General features: G+C 32.2%; 15 protein-coding genes and 3 pseudogenes. 12 read left to right on the forward strand and 6 right to left on the reverse strand.

Translation table 11 applies throughout. The annotated features are described in order from the left end of the window. The 3 genes from FS802_RS17710 to FS802_RS31955 all read left to right on the forward strand — a co-directional run bounded on the left by FS802_RS17710 (nt 1) and on the right by FS802_RS31955 (nt 2,026). A complete protein-coding gene (locus FS802_RS17710) occupies nt 1-633 on the forward strand; it encodes a hypothetical protein (RefSeq protein ID WP_144525285.1) in 633 nt (210 codons plus the stop codon). An 80-nt stretch (nt 634-713) separates the two neighbouring features. Beyond that, the gene (locus FS802_RS17715; RefSeq protein WP_144525287.1) at nt 714-1,565 is read left to right on the forward strand and encodes an AAA family ATPase; all 852 of its coding nucleotides are present in this window, start codon (nt 714-716) and stop codon (nt 1,563-1,565) included. 317 nt (nt 1,566-1,882) lie between these two features. Continuing rightward, a complete protein-coding gene (locus tag FS802_RS31955; protein WP_141546001.1) occupies nt 1,883-2,026 on the forward strand; it encodes a helix-turn-helix domain-containing protein in 144 nt (47 codons plus the stop codon). A gap of 266 nt (nt 2,027-2,292) precedes the next feature. On the opposite strand, the gene FS802_RS17725 is transcribed toward FS802_RS31955, so the two are convergent. Genes FS802_RS17725 through FS802_RS17735 form a run of 3 tightly spaced genes read right to left on the reverse strand, consistent with a single transcriptional unit; the run spans nt 2,293 to nt 5,726 of the window. Then, nucleotides 2,293-3,483, reverse strand: a complete 1,191-nt coding sequence (locus FS802_RS17725) for a glycosyltransferase family 4 protein (protein ID WP_098720611.1) — start codon at nt 3,481-3,483, stop codon at nt 2,293-2,295. Between the two features lie 3 nt (nt 3,484-3,486). Then, on the reverse strand, nt 3,487-4,440 hold the full coding sequence (locus tag FS802_RS17730) for an NAD-dependent epimerase/dehydratase family protein (protein ID WP_098655088.1): 954 nt from the start codon (nt 4,438-4,440) through the stop codon (nt 3,487-3,489). Next, nucleotides 4,437-5,726, reverse strand: coding sequence for a UDP-glucose dehydrogenase family protein (locus FS802_RS17735; RefSeq protein WP_098655089.1), 1,290 nt, complete (start codon nt 5,724-5,726; stop codon nt 4,437-4,439). Before FS802_RS17735 ends, FS802_RS17730 begins: the two co-directional genes overlap by 4 nt. Nucleotides 5,727-5,932: 206 nt before the next feature. Between FS802_RS17735 and FS802_RS17740 the strand changes: the two genes are divergently transcribed. The 3 genes from FS802_RS17740 to FS802_RS17750 all read left to right on the forward strand — a co-directional run bounded on the left by FS802_RS17740 (nt 5,933) and on the right by FS802_RS17750 (nt 9,864). Then, complete coding sequence (locus tag FS802_RS17740) at nt 5,933-6,754, forward strand: UTP--glucose-1-phosphate uridylyltransferase (RefSeq protein ID WP_098655090.1); 822 nt, start codon at nt 5,933-5,935, stop codon at nt 6,752-6,754. 90 nt (nt 6,755-6,844) lie between these two features. Beyond that, nucleotides 6,845-7,015 carry a DDE-type integrase/transposase/recombinase gene (locus FS802_RS32075; RefSeq protein ID WP_371410395.1) on the forward strand — a complete coding sequence of 57 codons (171 nt, stop codon included), beginning with the start codon at nt 6,845-6,847 and terminating at the stop codon, nt 7,013-7,015. Between the two features lie 1,634 nt (nt 7,016-8,649). After that, entirely contained in the window at nt 8,650-9,864 is a 1,215-nt protein-coding gene (locus FS802_RS17750) for a replication initiation protein (RefSeq protein ID WP_098655091.1), read from the forward strand. A 766-nt stretch (nt 9,865-10,630) separates the two neighbouring features. Here the strand turns inward: FS802_RS17750 and FS802_RS31960 are convergent. Continuing rightward, nucleotides 10,631-11,252: pseudogene (locus tag FS802_RS31960) on the reverse strand (exosporium leader peptide-containing protein). A 701-nt stretch (nt 11,253-11,953) separates the two neighbouring features. Here FS802_RS31960 and FS802_RS31185 point away from each other — a divergent pair. Both FS802_RS31185 and FS802_RS31660 read left to right on the forward strand, forming a co-directional pair. Next, a complete protein-coding gene (locus FS802_RS31185) occupies nt 11,954-12,109 on the forward strand; it encodes a hypothetical protein (protein ID WP_180236359.1) in 156 nt (51 codons plus the stop codon). A gap of 37 nt (nt 12,110-12,146) precedes the next feature. Then, nucleotides 12,147-12,421: pseudogene (locus FS802_RS31660) on the forward strand (hypothetical protein). A 480-nt stretch (nt 12,422-12,901) separates the two neighbouring features. Here FS802_RS31660 and FS802_RS17770 read toward each other — a convergent pair. Beyond that, nucleotides 12,902-13,291, reverse strand: coding sequence for a hypothetical protein (locus tag FS802_RS17770; RefSeq protein ID WP_098654893.1), 390 nt, complete (start codon nt 13,289-13,291; stop codon nt 12,902-12,904). Nucleotides 13,292-14,725: 1,434 nt separating this feature from the next. Here FS802_RS17770 and FS802_RS31190 point away from each other — a divergent pair. The 3 genes and pseudogenes from FS802_RS31190 to FS802_RS17790 all read left to right on the forward strand — a co-directional run bounded on the left by FS802_RS31190 (nt 14,726) and on the right by FS802_RS17790 (nt 16,705). Beyond that, nucleotides 14,726-14,971, forward strand: coding sequence for a hypothetical protein (locus FS802_RS31190; RefSeq protein ID WP_186367225.1), 246 nt, complete (start codon nt 14,726-14,728; stop codon nt 14,969-14,971). Nucleotides 14,972-15,637: 666 nt separating this feature from the next. Continuing rightward, nucleotides 15,638-15,832 (forward strand): annotated as a pseudogene (locus FS802_RS17785) (DNA-binding protein); the annotation flags it as partial. 648 nt (nt 15,833-16,480) lie between these two features. Beyond that, complete coding sequence (locus tag FS802_RS17790) at nt 16,481-16,705, forward strand: hemolysin XhlA family protein (protein WP_098823259.1); 225 nt, start codon at nt 16,481-16,483, stop codon at nt 16,703-16,705. On the opposite strand, the gene FS802_RS17795 is transcribed toward FS802_RS17790, so the two are convergent. Further along, a complete protein-coding gene (locus FS802_RS17795) occupies nt 16,688-17,020 on the reverse strand; it encodes a hypothetical protein (protein ID WP_260989077.1) in 333 nt (110 codons plus the stop codon). The genes FS802_RS17790 and FS802_RS17795 overlap by 18 nt on opposite strands. Nucleotides 17,021-17,082: 62 nt before the next feature. Here FS802_RS17795 and FS802_RS17800 point away from each other — a divergent pair, with 62 nt between their 5' ends. Then, a complete protein-coding gene (locus tag FS802_RS17800) occupies nt 17,083-17,511 on the forward strand; it encodes a cell wall hydrolase (RefSeq protein ID WP_098654888.1) in 429 nt (142 codons plus the stop codon). Nucleotides 17,512-17,558 lie beyond the last annotated feature (47 nt).

Below are 17,558 nucleotides of genomic sequence, written 5' to 3' on the forward strand. Positions count from 1 at the left end.
ATGAATTCAGAACAAGAAGAGATAGTAATCCCTATTTTAGATTTAGAGAAATTTGTGTTTTCTCCACCAGGGCCAATGGGATGGGAAATGTCAGAGTATGAGCAGCAAAAAAATATTGTACTAAATGAATCTTCGGTGCTAGAGAATTTAGAGATTATTAAGGAAATAGAATTAGAGGAGTTACCCAAAATCGGATTGCTAGATTTAGAAGAGAAGTCTCCACACAAAACTACAATAAAAGATGAAGTAAAAGATGAAGTAAAAGATGAAGTGAAAAATGAAGTACAAGATGAAGAGAAAAATGAAGTACAAGATGAAGAGAAAAATGAAGTACAAGATGAAGAGATTCAGAAGATGAAAAAGACGACGAAGAAGAAAAAGAAGAGGAAGAAAAAGAAAAATACAATAGAACTAGATGAAAAATCCCCACAAAAAACTACATTAATTGATGAAGTAAAAGATGAAGAGACTCAAAATTCAATAGAAATAGAAGAACAAAACCCGGAACAAAATGAGGTCGTTCCAACTCAAATAGAAAAGCCGAAAGTAAAAGTCAAAATTATTACTCCCGATCATCCATTAAAAAGCCCATGGATAGCAAACTTAGTAAAGAGTGCTAAGGAAAATGAATAATGAAATTTCCGCAAATAGATTAATCTTTTCATATTCTTTCAACATAGTATATATAAAAATATATTGAAGGAGTTAGGTAAATGGCTGATGTGAAAAGAGCAAAAATAAAATTAGATGTTGAGAATGGTTTTAGTGTTAATTCAGATGGTGATTTACAGGAAGTTCTAAAAGCTCTAGCTGAAATAATTCAATCTGGTACACATAATGGTGTAGAGGTTGAAATTCAATATGCTGATGAAACAGAAGTTATCTTTACAGACGAGGAAGACGAAGAAGACGAAGATGATGAAGAGGACGAGGACGAAGAAGTAGAAGAAGAGGGCGAAGAAGACGAAGAAGACGAAGAAGACGACGAAGACGAAGAAGAGGACGAAGACGAAGAAGACGAAGAAGTAGAAGAAGAGGACGAAGACGAAGAAGACGAAGAAGACGAAGAAGACGAAGAAGACGAAGATGAAGACGAAGACGAAGACGAAGATGAAGACGAAGACGAAGATGAAGACGAAGACGAAGATGAAGAAGACGAAGACGAAGATGAAGAAGACGAAGATGAAGAAGACGAAGATGAAGACGAAGACGAAGATGAAGACGAAGATGAAGACGAGGACGAAGACGAAGACGAAGATGAAGAAGACGAAGATGAAGACGAAGATGAAGAAGACGAAGATGAAGACGAAGACGAAGATGAAGACGAAGACGAAGATGAAGAAGACGAAGATGAAGAAGACGAAGACGAAGAAGACGAAGATGAAGAAGAAGACGAAGATGAAGAAGAAGATGAAGAAGACGAAGATGAAGAAGACGAGGACGAAGACGAAGATGAAGACGAAGAAGATGATGAAGACGAAGATGAAGAAGATGAAGACGAAGAAGATGATGAAGATGAAGAAGACGAGGACGAGGACGACGATGGTGAAGAAGAAGACGCGTAAAATAATTAGCACTAAAATACGCTTGGTTCTCCAAGCGTTTTTTGTTCTTTAACATATACATAATAGGCGGCCTTTATATATCTTTTATATCAAATACACGTATTTATTTTTTCGTTAGAAGGCTCTCTCCTCAAAAATATAAAGATGTGAAGCACTCAATTTAGGAAGAGGTTGAATATCGGCAAGCATTAGTCTGTCTTATTTTGTACAATACAGGGACCATTCATAAAGAAGAGGTGCGATCCATATTAATCAATAAAATTTGGAGTTTTCGCATTTATAAGAATCGGAAAAACAAAGTCTGAAGTGCGAGAACCATTGTTTATAGCCGTTTTGCATTTAATCGTTTCCTCGCTATGCGGAAGCATACTTATAAAGAAATGGAGAAAACATTAAGTACCATTCTTGATCTGCCGAGTTTCCTCAATAAAAAGCAAAATGGTACGGGAAGAAAATTGTAGTTGTATCAATAATGTTTATTTCTAGTTAGTTATGTTCGAATTGTTTTGATTAAAATAAAAACGTTAAAAATCCAAATCTTCTTGAGTAGGATCTCTCTTCTTTTAGCACACATATTACGATTGAGAAGTTACTGTAGGACAGAATCTTAGCAACAAAGCGCTCCACCTCTTACCCCTAGGAACTACAGGAATAGCTTAATTAGTTAGAAACCGTTTAGGAATCCCTTAATTCAAATAGCCCATCAGAACGTTAAATGCTGGGCAGTTTAAACAATTAGAATTTTGAGAGGGCGTATTAGATTTCTAGCAGGTTGATTAGTAGATTCTGCTACTTGTTTATATACCTGATCTAGTTTTTTTGCTGTATGCTTAAATGTAAAGTTTTCCTCCACAATTTTTCTTCCGTTTTCAGCAATCCATTGTGCAAATTCTCTTTGAGATAACAAAGCCTGGACAAGTCTGGCAAACTCCATTGGGTTATCATATTGTTCTACTAGGCAGCCGTTATATTCATCTGTTATAACTTCTGCATTTCCCCCACGGTTTGTTGTAATAATTGGGATTCCAGCGGCCATTGCTTCATAATGAACACGTGCCAATGGTTCGTTCCATTGTGAGCTACATATAAATATATCCCCCATTAGAAATATATTATGAATTTGATCTGCAGGAATAAATTTGGTGAAAATTACGTGTTCTTTAATTGGCCTAGCCATTCTATATAGCTTTTTAACATATTTATTTACTCGGTTATCACTAAACCATTTACCACCAACAATTACAAGTACCGTATCTTTATGCGTTTGAATAATCTTCCTCATAGCTTGAATGAGCAAGTCTGGACCTTTATTTTTGCATAATCGGCCAACAAATAGAATCACTTTTTTATCTTGGATACCGTATTTTGTCCGAAATGCATTTCTTATCTTTTGTCCTGTTGGTGTCCAGATGGCGGGAGAGTGTTTTAAATTAACACCAGAGTAGACAATGGAAATCTTTTCTTCAGCTTGTGGAAACCTCTCAATCACAGTTTGTTTAATATAGTTACTAACAGTCACAATGGCGGTAACCATTTCAATAATAAGATTGCCTTCACAAATAGATAGTTTATGTTCAGCAAACATATCGTTATGAAGACCTAATACAAATTTACTGTGTGGAGAAGCTTGTTTATATAGAGGTATATTTTTAGGACGATTAAAGACATGTATAATATCAAAGATATTGGTTTGGAGTGTTCTTATAACATGCTGTTCATAATCTTTTTGAGGCAAATACACGTAATTGACATTGTCTTGTGTTTTTTGATTTGGAAGACTTGGATCTGAAATAGAGAAAATAGTAAGTTCATAATCTTGACTTATATAGGGGGACACCCCATCAATCATCATTTGAATTGCTCCACCTTTAATCGCGGGAGATGGTAATTTTTCTGTACATATATATGCAATTTTCATAAACTAATCCCCTTTGTATAGTTGTTTTATATATTGATATTCTGCTTCCAGTCCGTCGGATAGAGAAACTGTTGGAGAATATTGCAGTAATGTACTGGCCTTAGATATATCCGCCCATGTCTGCTTCGGTTCTCCAGGAACTGATTTTAGAAAATTTTTGGTTGCTGATTTCCCTGATATTTTTTCTAACATAGAAATGATATCTAAAATGGATGCTTGTTCTTTTCCACCGATATTGATAACTTCACCTATTATATTTTTTTTGGTCTCTAAAGCGGCCACCGTTCCTCGTATACAGTCATCAATATAGGTAAAATCACGTGTTTGTGTTCCATCACCAAATATTGTGAGAGGTTTATCTTCTAGTAGTTGTTTAATTAATCTATGAAATGCCATATCAGGACGCTGCCTTGGCCCATACACAGTGAAATATCTTAAAATAACAATTGGTATGTGAAAATTTTTGTGATAAACATGACATAAGTGCTCACCACTTAATTTGGTAACACCGTATGGAGATAGAGGGGTAGGTAATAAATCTTCAGAAACTGCGCCAGATTTTTCACCATAAATAGAAGATGTGGATATGTGAATGAATTTATCTAATTTTATGTGTTTACAGGCTTCAAGTAACTGCTGTGTAACCATTATGTTATTTGTAACATAAGGCTGAAAATCTTTTCCCCAACTTGATCTCACACCAGGAATGGCAGCTAGATGATAAACAACATCTATATCTTGTAAAAGTTTTGATAAATCTGTATTTAGAATGTCTTCTCGTATGAATTGAAAACGTGAATTCAATTCGAGAGATTGTATATTACCTGTCTTTAAAGTAGCTGGAGTAGGACCGATGAAATGATCAATTCCAACTACATGATATGCACTATTTTTAAGTAACGCTTGACACAAATGTGAGCCAATGAAACCAGCGGCTCCTGTTACAAGTATTTTCATGACCGACCCACTCCAATATATTGTAATCCGTATTTTTCTATTTCATCTTTTTCAATGCAATTGCGTCCATCCACGATTGTGCATCCCTTCATAACTTGTTTGACTTGTTTCCAATTAAGTGTTTTAAATTCATTCCAGTCCGTGGCGATAATAATACAATCAGAATTTGTGATTGAAGATTCTAGGTTATCATGCTGGGTAACTTGTCTTTTTAAATGTGAAGGAAGAAAAGCTTTGGGGTCATAAGCATGTAGATCATAGCCATGAGGGATTAACTTTTCAAGAAGTGTTACGGCAAGGGAGCTACGAATATCATCAGTATTTGGCTTAAAGGCAATTCCTAAAACCGTTATTTTTTTTGAAGAAGGTTCTTTTATAGCTTTTTTAATTTTTTCAACATAGAGATCTATCTGTGTGGAGTTAATGGATTGTACAGCTTGTAAAATAGGAACTGCTACGTGCCTATCATTTGCTGTATAAATGAGTGAATGTAAGTCTTTTGGGAAGCAGGATCCTCCATACCCCATTCCCGCCTGAAGAAAATGAGGGTTAATTCGAAAGTCATAACCAATTCCTTTTGCCACTTCAACAATATCAATGTTATACGCATCACAAATTCGAGAAATTTCATTTATAAAAGATATTTTGGTAGCCAAAAATACATTAGATGTATATTTAATCATCTCTGCTTCATTTAAACCTGTACAAAGGAAAGGCGCGCTAATCCCTTTATATATATCCTGCATAATTTTTAACGACTTTGTGTCACCTTTTTGGATACCTATAATAGTTCTATCTGGAATGAGCATATCGTGAACAGCAGTGCCTTCGCGAAGAAATTCAGGATTGGAAACAATATTGAATAAGGCCGATGAAACCCCACGTTTAATAAGTGTTTCATATAATTGTTGATTTGTACCTGGTGGAACTGTACTTTTCGTAATAATAGTTTTATACGATGTTATAGCTGGAACTAGTAGGTCAATGACGGAATAAAGATATTTTAAATCCGTCTTTCCACTTGATGTAGAAGGGGTTCCTACAGCGATAAAAATAACGGGTGATTGTCGAATCGCATTATCGATATCATAACTGAATTGTAATCTGTTTCTATTTTTGTGAATAAGCTCCTCTAAATCTGGTTCATAAATGGGGCATTCCCCCTTTTGGAGAGAACGAATTTTTTCTTGATCCTTATCTACACATATAACATCATGACCTAAATCTGCTAATACTGCTGCTGATGTGATTCCCACATAACCAGAGCCTATAATACATATATCCATATGATAATCACCTCTCTGAACTTAGTACAATAGTACTAGTTGTTACAGTATATTGAGGGACAAGTTGGATTGGTGACAAATGAAAGGCCTATTCATATAAGCAATGAAAGCAATCAGAAGGTAAAAGCCTCTTTTGGAATCGTCATGCGCAGGTAAGGAGGTTACTGAATATTAATATTGTAAACACTCGAGGGAGTGAGAGATTAGTGATAAAAAAAGCAATCATTCCAGCCGCTGGTTACGGCACAAGGAGCCTTCCAATTACAAAGGTAATTCCAAAAGAAATGTTTCCAATAGGTAATAAACCTGCGATTCATTATATTGTGGAAGAGGCTGTAAAGTCAGGTATTGAGCAAATATTAATTGTACTTTCTAGCAGAAAGGATTTAATAGTGGATTACTTTGATTATTCATTAGAATTGGAGGCTTTTTTAGAAAAAGAAAAAAAATCCCATTTGTTAAAAGGGCTTGCTATTCCTAATGTTCAAATCCATTATATAAGGCAGCCATATGCGAGAGGACTTGGTGAGGCGATAAAATTAGGTGAAACATTTATTGGTAATGAACCTTTTGCTGTACTCTTGCCAGATGATATTGTAGTTTCGGATAAAGAAACTGCTTTAAATCAGTTAATTAGTATTTATAAAGAGACGAAAAATAGTGTAATAGGCATTCATACGGTACCAGATGAGTGCATAGAGAAGTATGGTATTATTGAAGGGAATATTGTAAAGGGTAATTATATGAATATTACAAATATAATAGAAAAGCCAAAAGTAAATCCTCCATCTAATCTTGCAGTAATTGGTAGATATGTTTTTACGCCTGATATTTTTCCTTTATTAAAAAACATTCAACCTGGTGTTGGGGGGGAATATCAATTAACAGATGCAATTCATTCTTTAATTATGACTAAAAAAGTATATGGAAAAATGATTGAAGGGAAACGATTTGACATCGGACAAGAAGATGAATATATGCAGCTTCTTAATCTTATATATGGACAAAATAAAACAGGTAAAAAATAATTTTGAAAACGGATTCAACAAACGTACACTTGAGGTCAACAAGCGATTCCTGAAGATTTGATTAAACATATATAAAAGTTAGGTAGTTAAATATATTTATATCGTACCTTTAAATCAGCAGAGAATACAATCGATTTTCATTTAAAAAAGAATAGAAATTATATGGCTGCAAAGTGCTTTTTCAAAAAGCCTTGCGGTCTTTTCATGTTTCAAAGACCAGTGTTAACGCAGGGGAATAAAATACAACCTAACCGATTGTAATTGCAAAAAGAAAAAAGATATCTGTAGGCATCTCAATCAGACAAGTATAATACCTAAATAACATTAAGGAACAGATCATTGTTTTACTAAGAAACGGGGTCTTACCGAAATTATTGCTAACCAAATATACATTCATACCCATAATCGATAGAAAACGCCATTATATGTATTTCCTTACGACAAAAAATGGATTGTGAACTCTCAGTCATCCAAGATTTTGGTTCGTTAATCCGTTAGAATTAAAGCTCTCAACTTTAGTCAAGGGAGTGTCAATCTAGATTATTTATTATTTTTCGGAAGATTCAGGAACTTTTCTAAAAAAGTTCGTGATACTGAGTCTTAATCTTCATAAAACAGCATCTCCATACAAAGGATACCTTCAACTATTCCTCCATCCCAATTAAGCTACTTCACTTCTCCGCCAAATGAGACTATTATGTATTTTTTCACATTTTATTGCAACAAGCATATACTATATAGAAAACATTCCTTTCTAATGAAACTCATAAGGCCCTTTTTTGGGGCTTTTTTATTGTATGAATTTTTAATCAAGTATATAACTAAAATGCCAGTTAAATATTCCTAAATGATTTGTGGTTAATTAACGTTCATTTGTCTATTTAAGCTAAATATAACAAATTTGGTTTTATAACATGGGAATTTTATTTAAAAAATGATAATAAGTGTATGCATTCAATACTTCATGTTTTACTTGTTTTATATATTAATTCTTTTATATGTTTTATATGTTTATATGTTTATATGTTTTAAGGGCATGGAATGTCTTGATATATAAGGGATTATAACTCCTAATTATAACAAAAGTGGTTTTAAAGATAACAAAAATGGTTTTAATCATAACAAAAATGGTTTTAAAGGTAACAAATTTAGTTGCTTAACTATAACAAAGATGGTTTTAAAGGTAACCAAAATGGTTTTAATCATAACAAAAATGGTTTTAATCATAACAAAAATGGTTTTAATCATAACAAAAATGGTTTTAAAGGTAATAAATTTGGTTGCCTAACTCTAGCAAAAACATTTCTGAAGGTAACAAATTTGGTTGCTTAACTCTAGCAAAAGTAGTTCTAAAGATAATAGTTTTAACTATAACAAAAATGGTTCTAAAAATAACAAATTTGATTTTAAGCATAATAAAACAGTTCTAAAGATAACAAATTTGGTTGCTTAACTCTAGCGAAAATAGTTCTAAAGATAATAGTTTTAACTATAACAAAAATGGTTCTAAAAATAACAAATTCGATTTTAAGCATAATAAAACAGTTCTAAAGATAACAAATTTGGTTGCTTAACTTTAGTAAAAATAGTTCTAAAGGTAATAGTTTTAACTATAACAAAAATGGTTCTAAAAATAACAAATCTGATTTTAAGCATAACAAAACAGTTCTAAAGATAACAAATTTGGTTATATACTTTATAACTGTAAATATTTTCAAAATAATATTGCTATTCAAATGACTTTCGGAATACTTATGTATATAGCAAAGGTTTTTTTAACTGTAATAGTGAGAATTGAATTTTCTGAATTGGTAAAAAATAAATTGTAACAAAAGGAATATATTTGTTATAGTTAGTAGAACAGTAGAGGTAAGAAAGAAGGGACGTATGTAGGTATGTCTGATAGTAAAGATTTGCAGATTAAAGAAAATAATATTGTTTCAAAATCAAATACTTTAATTGAAGCAAATTCACGTTTGAATTTAGTAGAACAAAAAATATTACTTTGTTTGGCTAGTAATATTGAACCTAATGATTGGGATTTTAAAACCTACACATTCTCGATTAAACATTTTCATGATCTACTTGGTCTAAATGGATCTACTAAATATTCGGAGTTAAGTAAAATTACTAAAGAATTATTATCAAAAGTAATTGAAATTCGTACTGGGGAAGAGCTGATACAGGTATCTTGGCTGTCTTCAGCAATTTACAACAGAAATAAAGGAACAATTGATATGCGTTTCGATCCACTATTAAAGCCATTTCTATTAGAATTAAGCAACAAGTTTACAAGCTATAGATTAGCTAATGTTATTAAATTGAAAAGTACATACGCTATACGTATTTATGAACTACTAAAACAATATGAAGATTTAAAGGAACGTACAATTAGTCTTGAAAATTTAAGGTATTACTTAGATGCAATGGATATATACCCTAACTATGCAAATTTTAAGCAACGTGTGTTAAAACCATCTCAAAAAGAATTGAATCAAAAAACAGATATTTCTTTTGAATTTGAAGAAATTAAATTAGGCAGGAAAGTACAAAAAATCAAATTTATTATCTATAGCCAAAAAAAGAAAGATAACAATTTAGTTCATTTTGAAAAGAATTTAGATAAATTTCAACAGCCCAATACATTTGAACAAAAAATTAAAAGATTTGAAGAACGCTGTAAAGAAAAAGTATTTCCTAAAGTGTTAAAAAAATGGGAAGCTCATAAAGAAATTGTATTAGAAATAATTGAGGATATAAGATTTCGTTCAGATATTAGTTCTCCAATAGGTTATATAGAATTCACTCTAAATTCCCGATTAAAAGAACTGTCTGATAAAGAAATAACAAACAAAAGTAGTCAAAATGAGAATGGTTCTCATAACGATACAGTATTAGAGATTGATAACATTATAAATTTAGTTATCAGTAAATATTCAACAGTTACAGGTGCTGTAGCTACATTTTTAGTTAAAGACACAGCAATTGAGAAATTAGTAAGAGTAGTTACATTAGAAGAAGCTGAAGCCATTTGGATAGAACATGAAACGTTTGTCATGGATAAAATTTATGAATACATTAAAAAGAATATAAGAAAGAAAAGATACTAGATTTAAAATAAAGTTGGATCATTTTGTTTACCTGAATTTGTATGAATATGTAGGAACTGTCTAATAAATAAGACCATACTCATGCTAAAGTTCCTTCCCATTGTATGGCTGCATCCACCTATACTTGGATGAACAGGCGAAAAAACATTAGGAAGTTAAATTTTTATATGAACATGCACCTTTTAAAAATAAAGAGAAGTGTGGAACAGTTCCTTCGTTAACAATGATTTTTGAATATGAGTTAAAAGAAGGGGAGATACCTTGTCTTTCAGATAATCTAGATGAAAATTAAACCGATGTTAAATGGATACCTTTAGACGAATTGCAAATGTTGAAAATGATTTGGATTTTCTTGAAAGAGAAATGATATTTCGATGCGTGAAAGCATCAGGAAGGAATGAGAAAAATGTATTCTTTATTTAAAAACTAACATCAATAATACCTGCACAGAGAGGCGCAGGTATCCAATAAGGGTGTTTCGATATGTAATTCATATTTTATCAAGGTTCATTGGAAATGACAAACGAAATAATAGAAAATTCCGTATAAATAGTTGAGAAACAAAAAACTGACTTTTAACTCCAGCCCATGTAATATACCTAAAAATAAAAATTCTACCTTATATTTATTTTAAAAAGGGTATATTTCACATTTCTCTTGTTATCAGTAGTTAATAATGAAGAGAGTTTTCATTATGGGGGTACTTCAAAATGTTAGGGTGATAGATAGGCATTTGGTGCTATTTTTTATTATACATCTCTAAATTTTAGAGAATGTTCACAGCTGTAATTTTGCAGGTTGAAATAGCAAACCTAACGATTGTAGTTGGATTTATAGGTAAAGTACCTAGAACGATACCAAGACCTGTTTGTTCCACGTTAAAATTTGCTGCAGTAGAACCAGTATTTGCTAAAAGATTCACTGTAGAACCAATAAGCGTATCTAGTAATTCCCTAATTGGTCGTTCACGACAATCACATTCGCATCCTGAGTCTACAGGTGGAAGTAATATAATATTATAGATGGCCCTGGTGGTAAAAATCCTACCCCTATTACATCAGAAATATTGACCACAAAGGATGTGATACCATCTGTAACTGTAACTAAAAAATCATTTACGGAAGTGATAGTAAATAAAAAGAAAAGAGGGGGACGTTGGGCGCGTCTGCAATAGTGCCAAGAATTACTGTTTCCCCAATAAGTTGTTGTAAAACGTTCTGCATAGGTAAAACGCAGCAATCACAAAGACAACTTTCAGTTGCTCCTGTTGCTCCCGTTGGGCCCGTCCCTCCTGTTGGTAGAGTAAATGGCGGAATTGGTGGAAGTGTAGGGCCAATTAAATTTGGATTCAATGCATTAGCTTGAAGTATTTCATTTTCATCAAACATATAACTACCTCCTACGTGGATACTTTATTATAGGAATATATACAGTTACCTTACATGAAATTTATTTAGCATTATATAATATGTTATCCCTTTACTATTGTGTGTTTTGTTTTGTGATAATCCAATGATAGTATTTTTGTATTAATAGTAAATCCGGTTCTAACGCACAGATTGTATCTATTTGAAAGAGGTATATAGAATTTAAATGAAACCTGTTCTGAGGGGTGTCTCACAAAATACCTATCAAATTAAGCGATTTTAGGGGCATTTCTTTTTATTAGCTTGATTGTGAAGGGGGCAGACCACAGACTCCAAAAGCTCACGTTAAGAAAATTTTAACAGCGCTAAGAATATTTTTTGAGGGTGATAGAAATTCTCATGACTAATAAATGTAGGATAAAAAGCGTAGAATTGATATATGGAAGGGAAATAACATCTGGATATTAATGTAAACGGGTGTAAAACAGTGTAAAAAGAGCCTAAATTCTTGGCAGATAGAAAATAAGTCCTTTCTTTGTTAATGAAGTTGTATCTATCAGTGTGTTGGGGCGCTATATAATATATGTATTTATTAGTAAGGGGTGTTTAATTTCTAAAATATGTATCTTAGTAAAAATAAAAAAGGACAGTTAAAAACTGTCCTTTTTTCTATCTTTTAAAGATAGTTACCGAACAGGTAATTTAGGGTTTTGGGGTGTAAGATGATTATCATCTCATTGTTAATGTATGTAAGTAATACAAAATGGCTTGTACAATTGTTGAAATTAGTAATTTTTATTTTAAATAAATTAGCTAATTGGGCAATTGATAAAGGAAGAACATCTAATCCATTAAAGTATTTCTTTCATAATATATAGTGCAAATAAGTGTTTTAGGAAAAAGGGGGTATGTTAAATGTCTTTTGAACGTAGGTGTGAATGTGATGAATGTAATAGAAATCGAAGAAAAAGAGACCGTGAGGAAATAAGGGAATTGGGGAATCTTAAAAGACGAAGAAGATTAAATGCTTTACGGGAAGGCGATAAAATTAGAGTTTTTCAGATGGAGATCAGATCGATGGAATAGGAGTCTTTATTCGTATAGAGGATAGATTTCTTATTTGGGTGGATGCTGCTGCGAACCTTAATATGACAAGCCTAGATGCTATTAGTATTCAACGAGTAGTTTAATAGAATTTTTAATAAATATTAGGAAAAGATAAGAGGGGAAGACTCTTATCTTTTCTTATTTTGTTTTTAGGGATTATTTTGTTTTTAGGGATTATTATGTTATGTAGGTTGAATGAAATATTTAAATATTTTAAAAAGAAGGGATTTATATAAGATAAATCCCATCAATATAATAATAGAAAGGTAGAATACATTATATGTACAGATTTTCAATTAGGTTTGTACATTTTTAATAATTCTTTGTTTTATGTAAAAGGTGCCAAGAAATAATTTGTAGTTTTATTTCTTGGCGTGGGTATTTATTTGGGTCATTTGGATGCCGACCTTACAATAGTATATGTCCGATATATGGAATGGTTTGTTATTTACGTTCAGTTCAATGAAGTTAGGAAAGAAAAAACACCTATTTTTTAATAGGTGTTTTTTCTTGCAAATTGGCTTATAAATTAAGGGAAAGATTTTTCCTTTAATTAAAATTTATTAATCTTCTCTATGATCATGTTTATGTTCGTCACATTCTTTACAATGTCTGCGACGTTTACAGCAGAAACGATCACAATCAGGTGAATTTATAGAGATTACATTAATTTTGTTAATTGCAATACGTGCCAATCCTGGGAAACAATCAAAGTCAGATAAAATGATTACGTTGTTTCCTTGAAAACCTTGGAATGTTCCACTTGTAGGTGGTTGACAATCATATTGAATAACAAGACAAGTACCAGGAGTTAATGTTCTTAAGAATTGTAATAACTCTGGATTATTATTCACCTGTCTATTGTTCTCTTCTTTTCGGTGATGATCTCTATGATGATCTCTCCGATCATCACATCTATTGAAATCACAACCTCCCCCAAAACCAAAACCCATCAAAATTACCCCCTTTCGTTCGTTAGTACATCTTATGCTCGTCTAGAAAGGATGGTGTGAGTATAGGAGTCTAGTTAAGTGTGGATTTTTTATGTAAATATGAAATTGGTTTAATAAAAATTATTTTTGGTTCTTGTGCAAAAAATCTATAAAACTTGGACATACTGATATTATTACTCTAAAAAGGTGTGTGCTTGGTATGGAACGAATTGAAGCGTAAATTCGAGTGAAAACTTCATTTAGCACAACAAAGCAGCCAGCTTGACTAGCTAACGACTTGTTGTACAAAGGAAAATTAGGCCCTACAAGTTAGGTTGTGTAACTTTAAAGCTACAGTTATAGTATAAACCGGATTGGAAATGTTATTCGGAAGGGAATATAATAATAATAATTTCATTTTGTAGAGATTATTTATGCATGAAAAAAAGCGCTTATATAGCGCACTTTAAAAGGTGGACTTTAGATCATGCCTGCCCATAGGTGATCTAGCTGTATGTGTAGTACACAGTAGCATATGAAAATTTGAGTTGAATTGTGCAAATAAATTAACAATAACGGAGTGGAGTAAAAGTATTTATGAACGGCGGGAAAGAGTATAAATTTAACATGAATCCCAAAAAATTAATAGGTTGTATTTAAATATATGGAGAATACTTCAAAAAACAAGTTGGTTCGTATCAATGATGTAATGATTAAGCCTATTAATATTTCTTCACTAAAATTTAACGTATTCCCCGAAAGAATTCTCCTTCCTCAAGTGTGTGAAGGGCGTATCCCAACGATAGGTGGGAGATGAATTTCGGTTTGGCATAGCCAAAAAACTTTGATAAACTAGCTATATGAAGTTCTTTGATAACTTGATATAGAAGGCTGCAGGAAGAAAATAGAGTACGAAAACCAAGCCATTCGGTTCCTGCGTAAAATAGCAACCGTACCAAAAGAGCATCCATGCGTTGGACATCTAGGGGTGGAACACCCCGAAGTAACGCTCAGGGAGTCGAAAGGTTACTTTCGTCACGGAATTGAGAAGCTCCGACTTCAAGCTTTGCTAAGTGGCGAGTAGTTCACATCAACGTATTTAAAACCTTTTTAGGCATAATAAGAATTGATGGTCATACAATGATATAGAAGGTATATCCAACATATAGGTTACCTCCGGCACTCTGAAAAGACACCTAATAAAGGTGTCTTTTTACTTTTCACTTTTCATATATATTAAAGTATAGGACGAGCTTAACTGCACCCTATTCCATTTATCCAGTTAAAACTCCAATCGTATTAAGAGCATCTGCTACCCCGGATGTTCTCTTTTTATTGAACAAAATCGTCATTTATGAGAAAAAGAATTATTTCAAATGTTGTAGCTGTGATTCAGCTAACCCTGCGCCAATAATAGTAGCGATAATTAATACGCAAGCAATTAAAATACCTAAAATGATTAACATAGTAAAAGTAATTTTTTTTGCTGTATCGCCTTTTGGAGCAAGAATAGCTAAAACAATTGAGATAGAGAGTATAAAAATAGCAGTAAAAAAATCAAAGTGGATATACCTAGAAAAAGAACTGAAAAATAAAATTGAAGTTAACAACATTGAAACGAAACCGAAGTATTTTCTCATTACTTTAGCCTTTCTTGAAAAAATTAATTATACAGATTATACCATAAATAAAGTGGATTAAAGTGAAGGTTTAACAAAAACGCTATTTGGTATGTAATTGTAAGAGCCCTTCGAAAAGTGCCCTTCTGTAATGACTATCCACTCTAAAAAGAAAGGATGCAATATATCATATGTTTGTTTAATTGTGTATCTTTTGTATAAAAACCCCATTTTATGGAACTTACTTATGCATGAAAAAAAGCGCTTATATAGCGCTTTTTAAAAAGTAGGTTTCAGATCACACGCCCAAATGTAATCTGAATACATGTGCATAGTAGTATATGTAAATTTGAATTGAATTGTGCAAATAAATTAACAATACAGGAGTGGAGTAAAACAGGTCTATTTAAATATATGGGAAATGATTAAAAAACAAGTTAGTTCGTATCAATGATTAAGCCTACTAATAATTTTTTCATTAGAATTTATCATTTTAGCCAAGAAGACTCCTTCCTCAAGGAGCGTAAAGGTAGGGCTTGTTCAAATCAACGTATACATCACCAATTAAATTCAATTCAATTCAATTTAATATCTTTTCGTATAAAAAGGTGTCCATAACATGTTATTAATATTAGTTGTATATAAATTATACAACTAATATTAATATGAACGAAATTAGAATTCATCTTCCTTAATTAGCGCCATGTTATCTTTCGTTATTTTCCTTTTAAAATTCAGCTTTATCTATATTGAAGGAAAATTAGTGAAACGTGTTAATAATAGCGTCTATTTAGATAGCAGTAGTGGGACAAAATCAATTACGATTTCCAGTAAAGAATATCAAGTACTTAATAAAATAGTCGAAGAAACAAACAGCACTATTGAGGGATTTATTGTGACCGCTATTCGCGAAAAAATCAATTACTATAAAAATACACAATAAACGTATTTAAAAGCTATTTTATGTATAATGAGAATTGATAATCATACAATGATACAGAAAGGCTTTTCACATAGTATCTATCTCTTATACCCGAAAAGACACCTAATTAAGGTGTCTTTTTATTTTTCACCTTTCAAGGAGAACAAGCATATATTAGAATAGAGGACGAGCTTGATCACTCCTCCTCCTATTCTAATTTTCAGTTAGAACTCCTCTTACATTAAGAGCATCTACCCTCATGGATGCTCTCTTTCTATTGAACAAGATGGACACTTAATGTTCTGTACGTGTAAACATAGAGGCAGTAATAACCATTGAAATTGATAAAATTCTTTAAAAGAGCGTTTTCTCACTACACTCGTTTTTTGTTCATGGATTTTCTAAACTTTTTATTGATAATATTAAAATATGAAGAATGTAGTTGAGATTCGATTTAAGTTCTAACAAAACATCCGAATTTGATTAATTAGTACAACCGTCAGTCAATTAACAAATGCTTGTACTAGTTTAGTAATGATTAATACGATCGGGAAAGATGTATAAAATAAAGATTCAACTTGGAAATAACTCGTATACATTCACAGCGAAAAAGGTTGTCTCATAATATATAAAGACTGTTCTATTAAGATATTATAAGGGCGTGAGTATATGGAAGACATAAATGTGAAAATTGACAGTCTAAAATCAGAACAAAAAGAGATCATGCGTGATATTCGTAATTTAGAAACTCGAATAATAATTAACGAGAAAGACATTTCTACAATTAATAAGCAATTAGAAAAAATCAGCACGAATACCTCATGGATTTTACGGATTATTATCAGTACGATAATTATGGCCGTTCTAGGTTTGATACTAAGAGGGACAATTTAAAATTCCCAAAAGTACTTTTTGAAGAGAGACAAGTGTCTCTCTATTTATTTTGAGGAAACGCATGTCGGAAAAAGATAAAATACTAACTTGAATCATATTTTTCAAAAGTAAATATAAATAAGTAAACTCAACTATTGAAACTAAATAATCCTTATGAATACCTCTATTCATGAGTTTATTTAGCAATTCTTCTTCACCTGTTGTTCTACCTTTAAGCCCCATATCAATAACAATACAAATCCTTCCATGAAAGAGTCCATATTCAAGAGTAATTATCTGCCATACTTCGCAGACATACCAATCTATATTATGCAAAAAGTCATTATCCTAACTAATAAGCAATACTAATAAGAAGAAAATATAATGGAGGTGAAGTCATGGGGGTTGTTAACGCTACAGATGTAGATATTGCACTTTTAGCGAGATTACTGAGAGCAGAAGCTGAAGGAGAAGGGACTCAGGGTATGTTGCTTGTCGGAAATGTAGGAATTAACCGAATAAGAGCTAATTGTTCCGATTTTAAAAATCTTCGTACCATTAGACAAATGATTTTCCAAGAACACGCATTTGAAGCTGTTACTCATGGTTATTTCTATCAAAGAGCAAGAGAAAGTGAAAAACGCTTAGCTCGTCGAGTAATCAATGGAGAGAGGTATTGGCCTGGAAAATTTAGTTTATGGTATTTTAGGCCACCAGCCGATTGTCCTCAACAATGGTATAATCAGCCTCTTGTCGGACGTTATAAAAAACACTGTTTTTTTCAACCAACAGCCGCAACTTGTGAGCAGGTTTATAACACATTTTAAACAATTTGTACAAAAGTATATGGTATCAAATATGTTGGCTTACGCCA

The organism is Bacillus sp. DE0042 (assembly GCF_007680225.1).
Lineage (GTDB): Bacteria > Bacillota > Bacilli > Bacillales > Bacillaceae_G > Bacillus_A > Bacillus_A wiedmannii.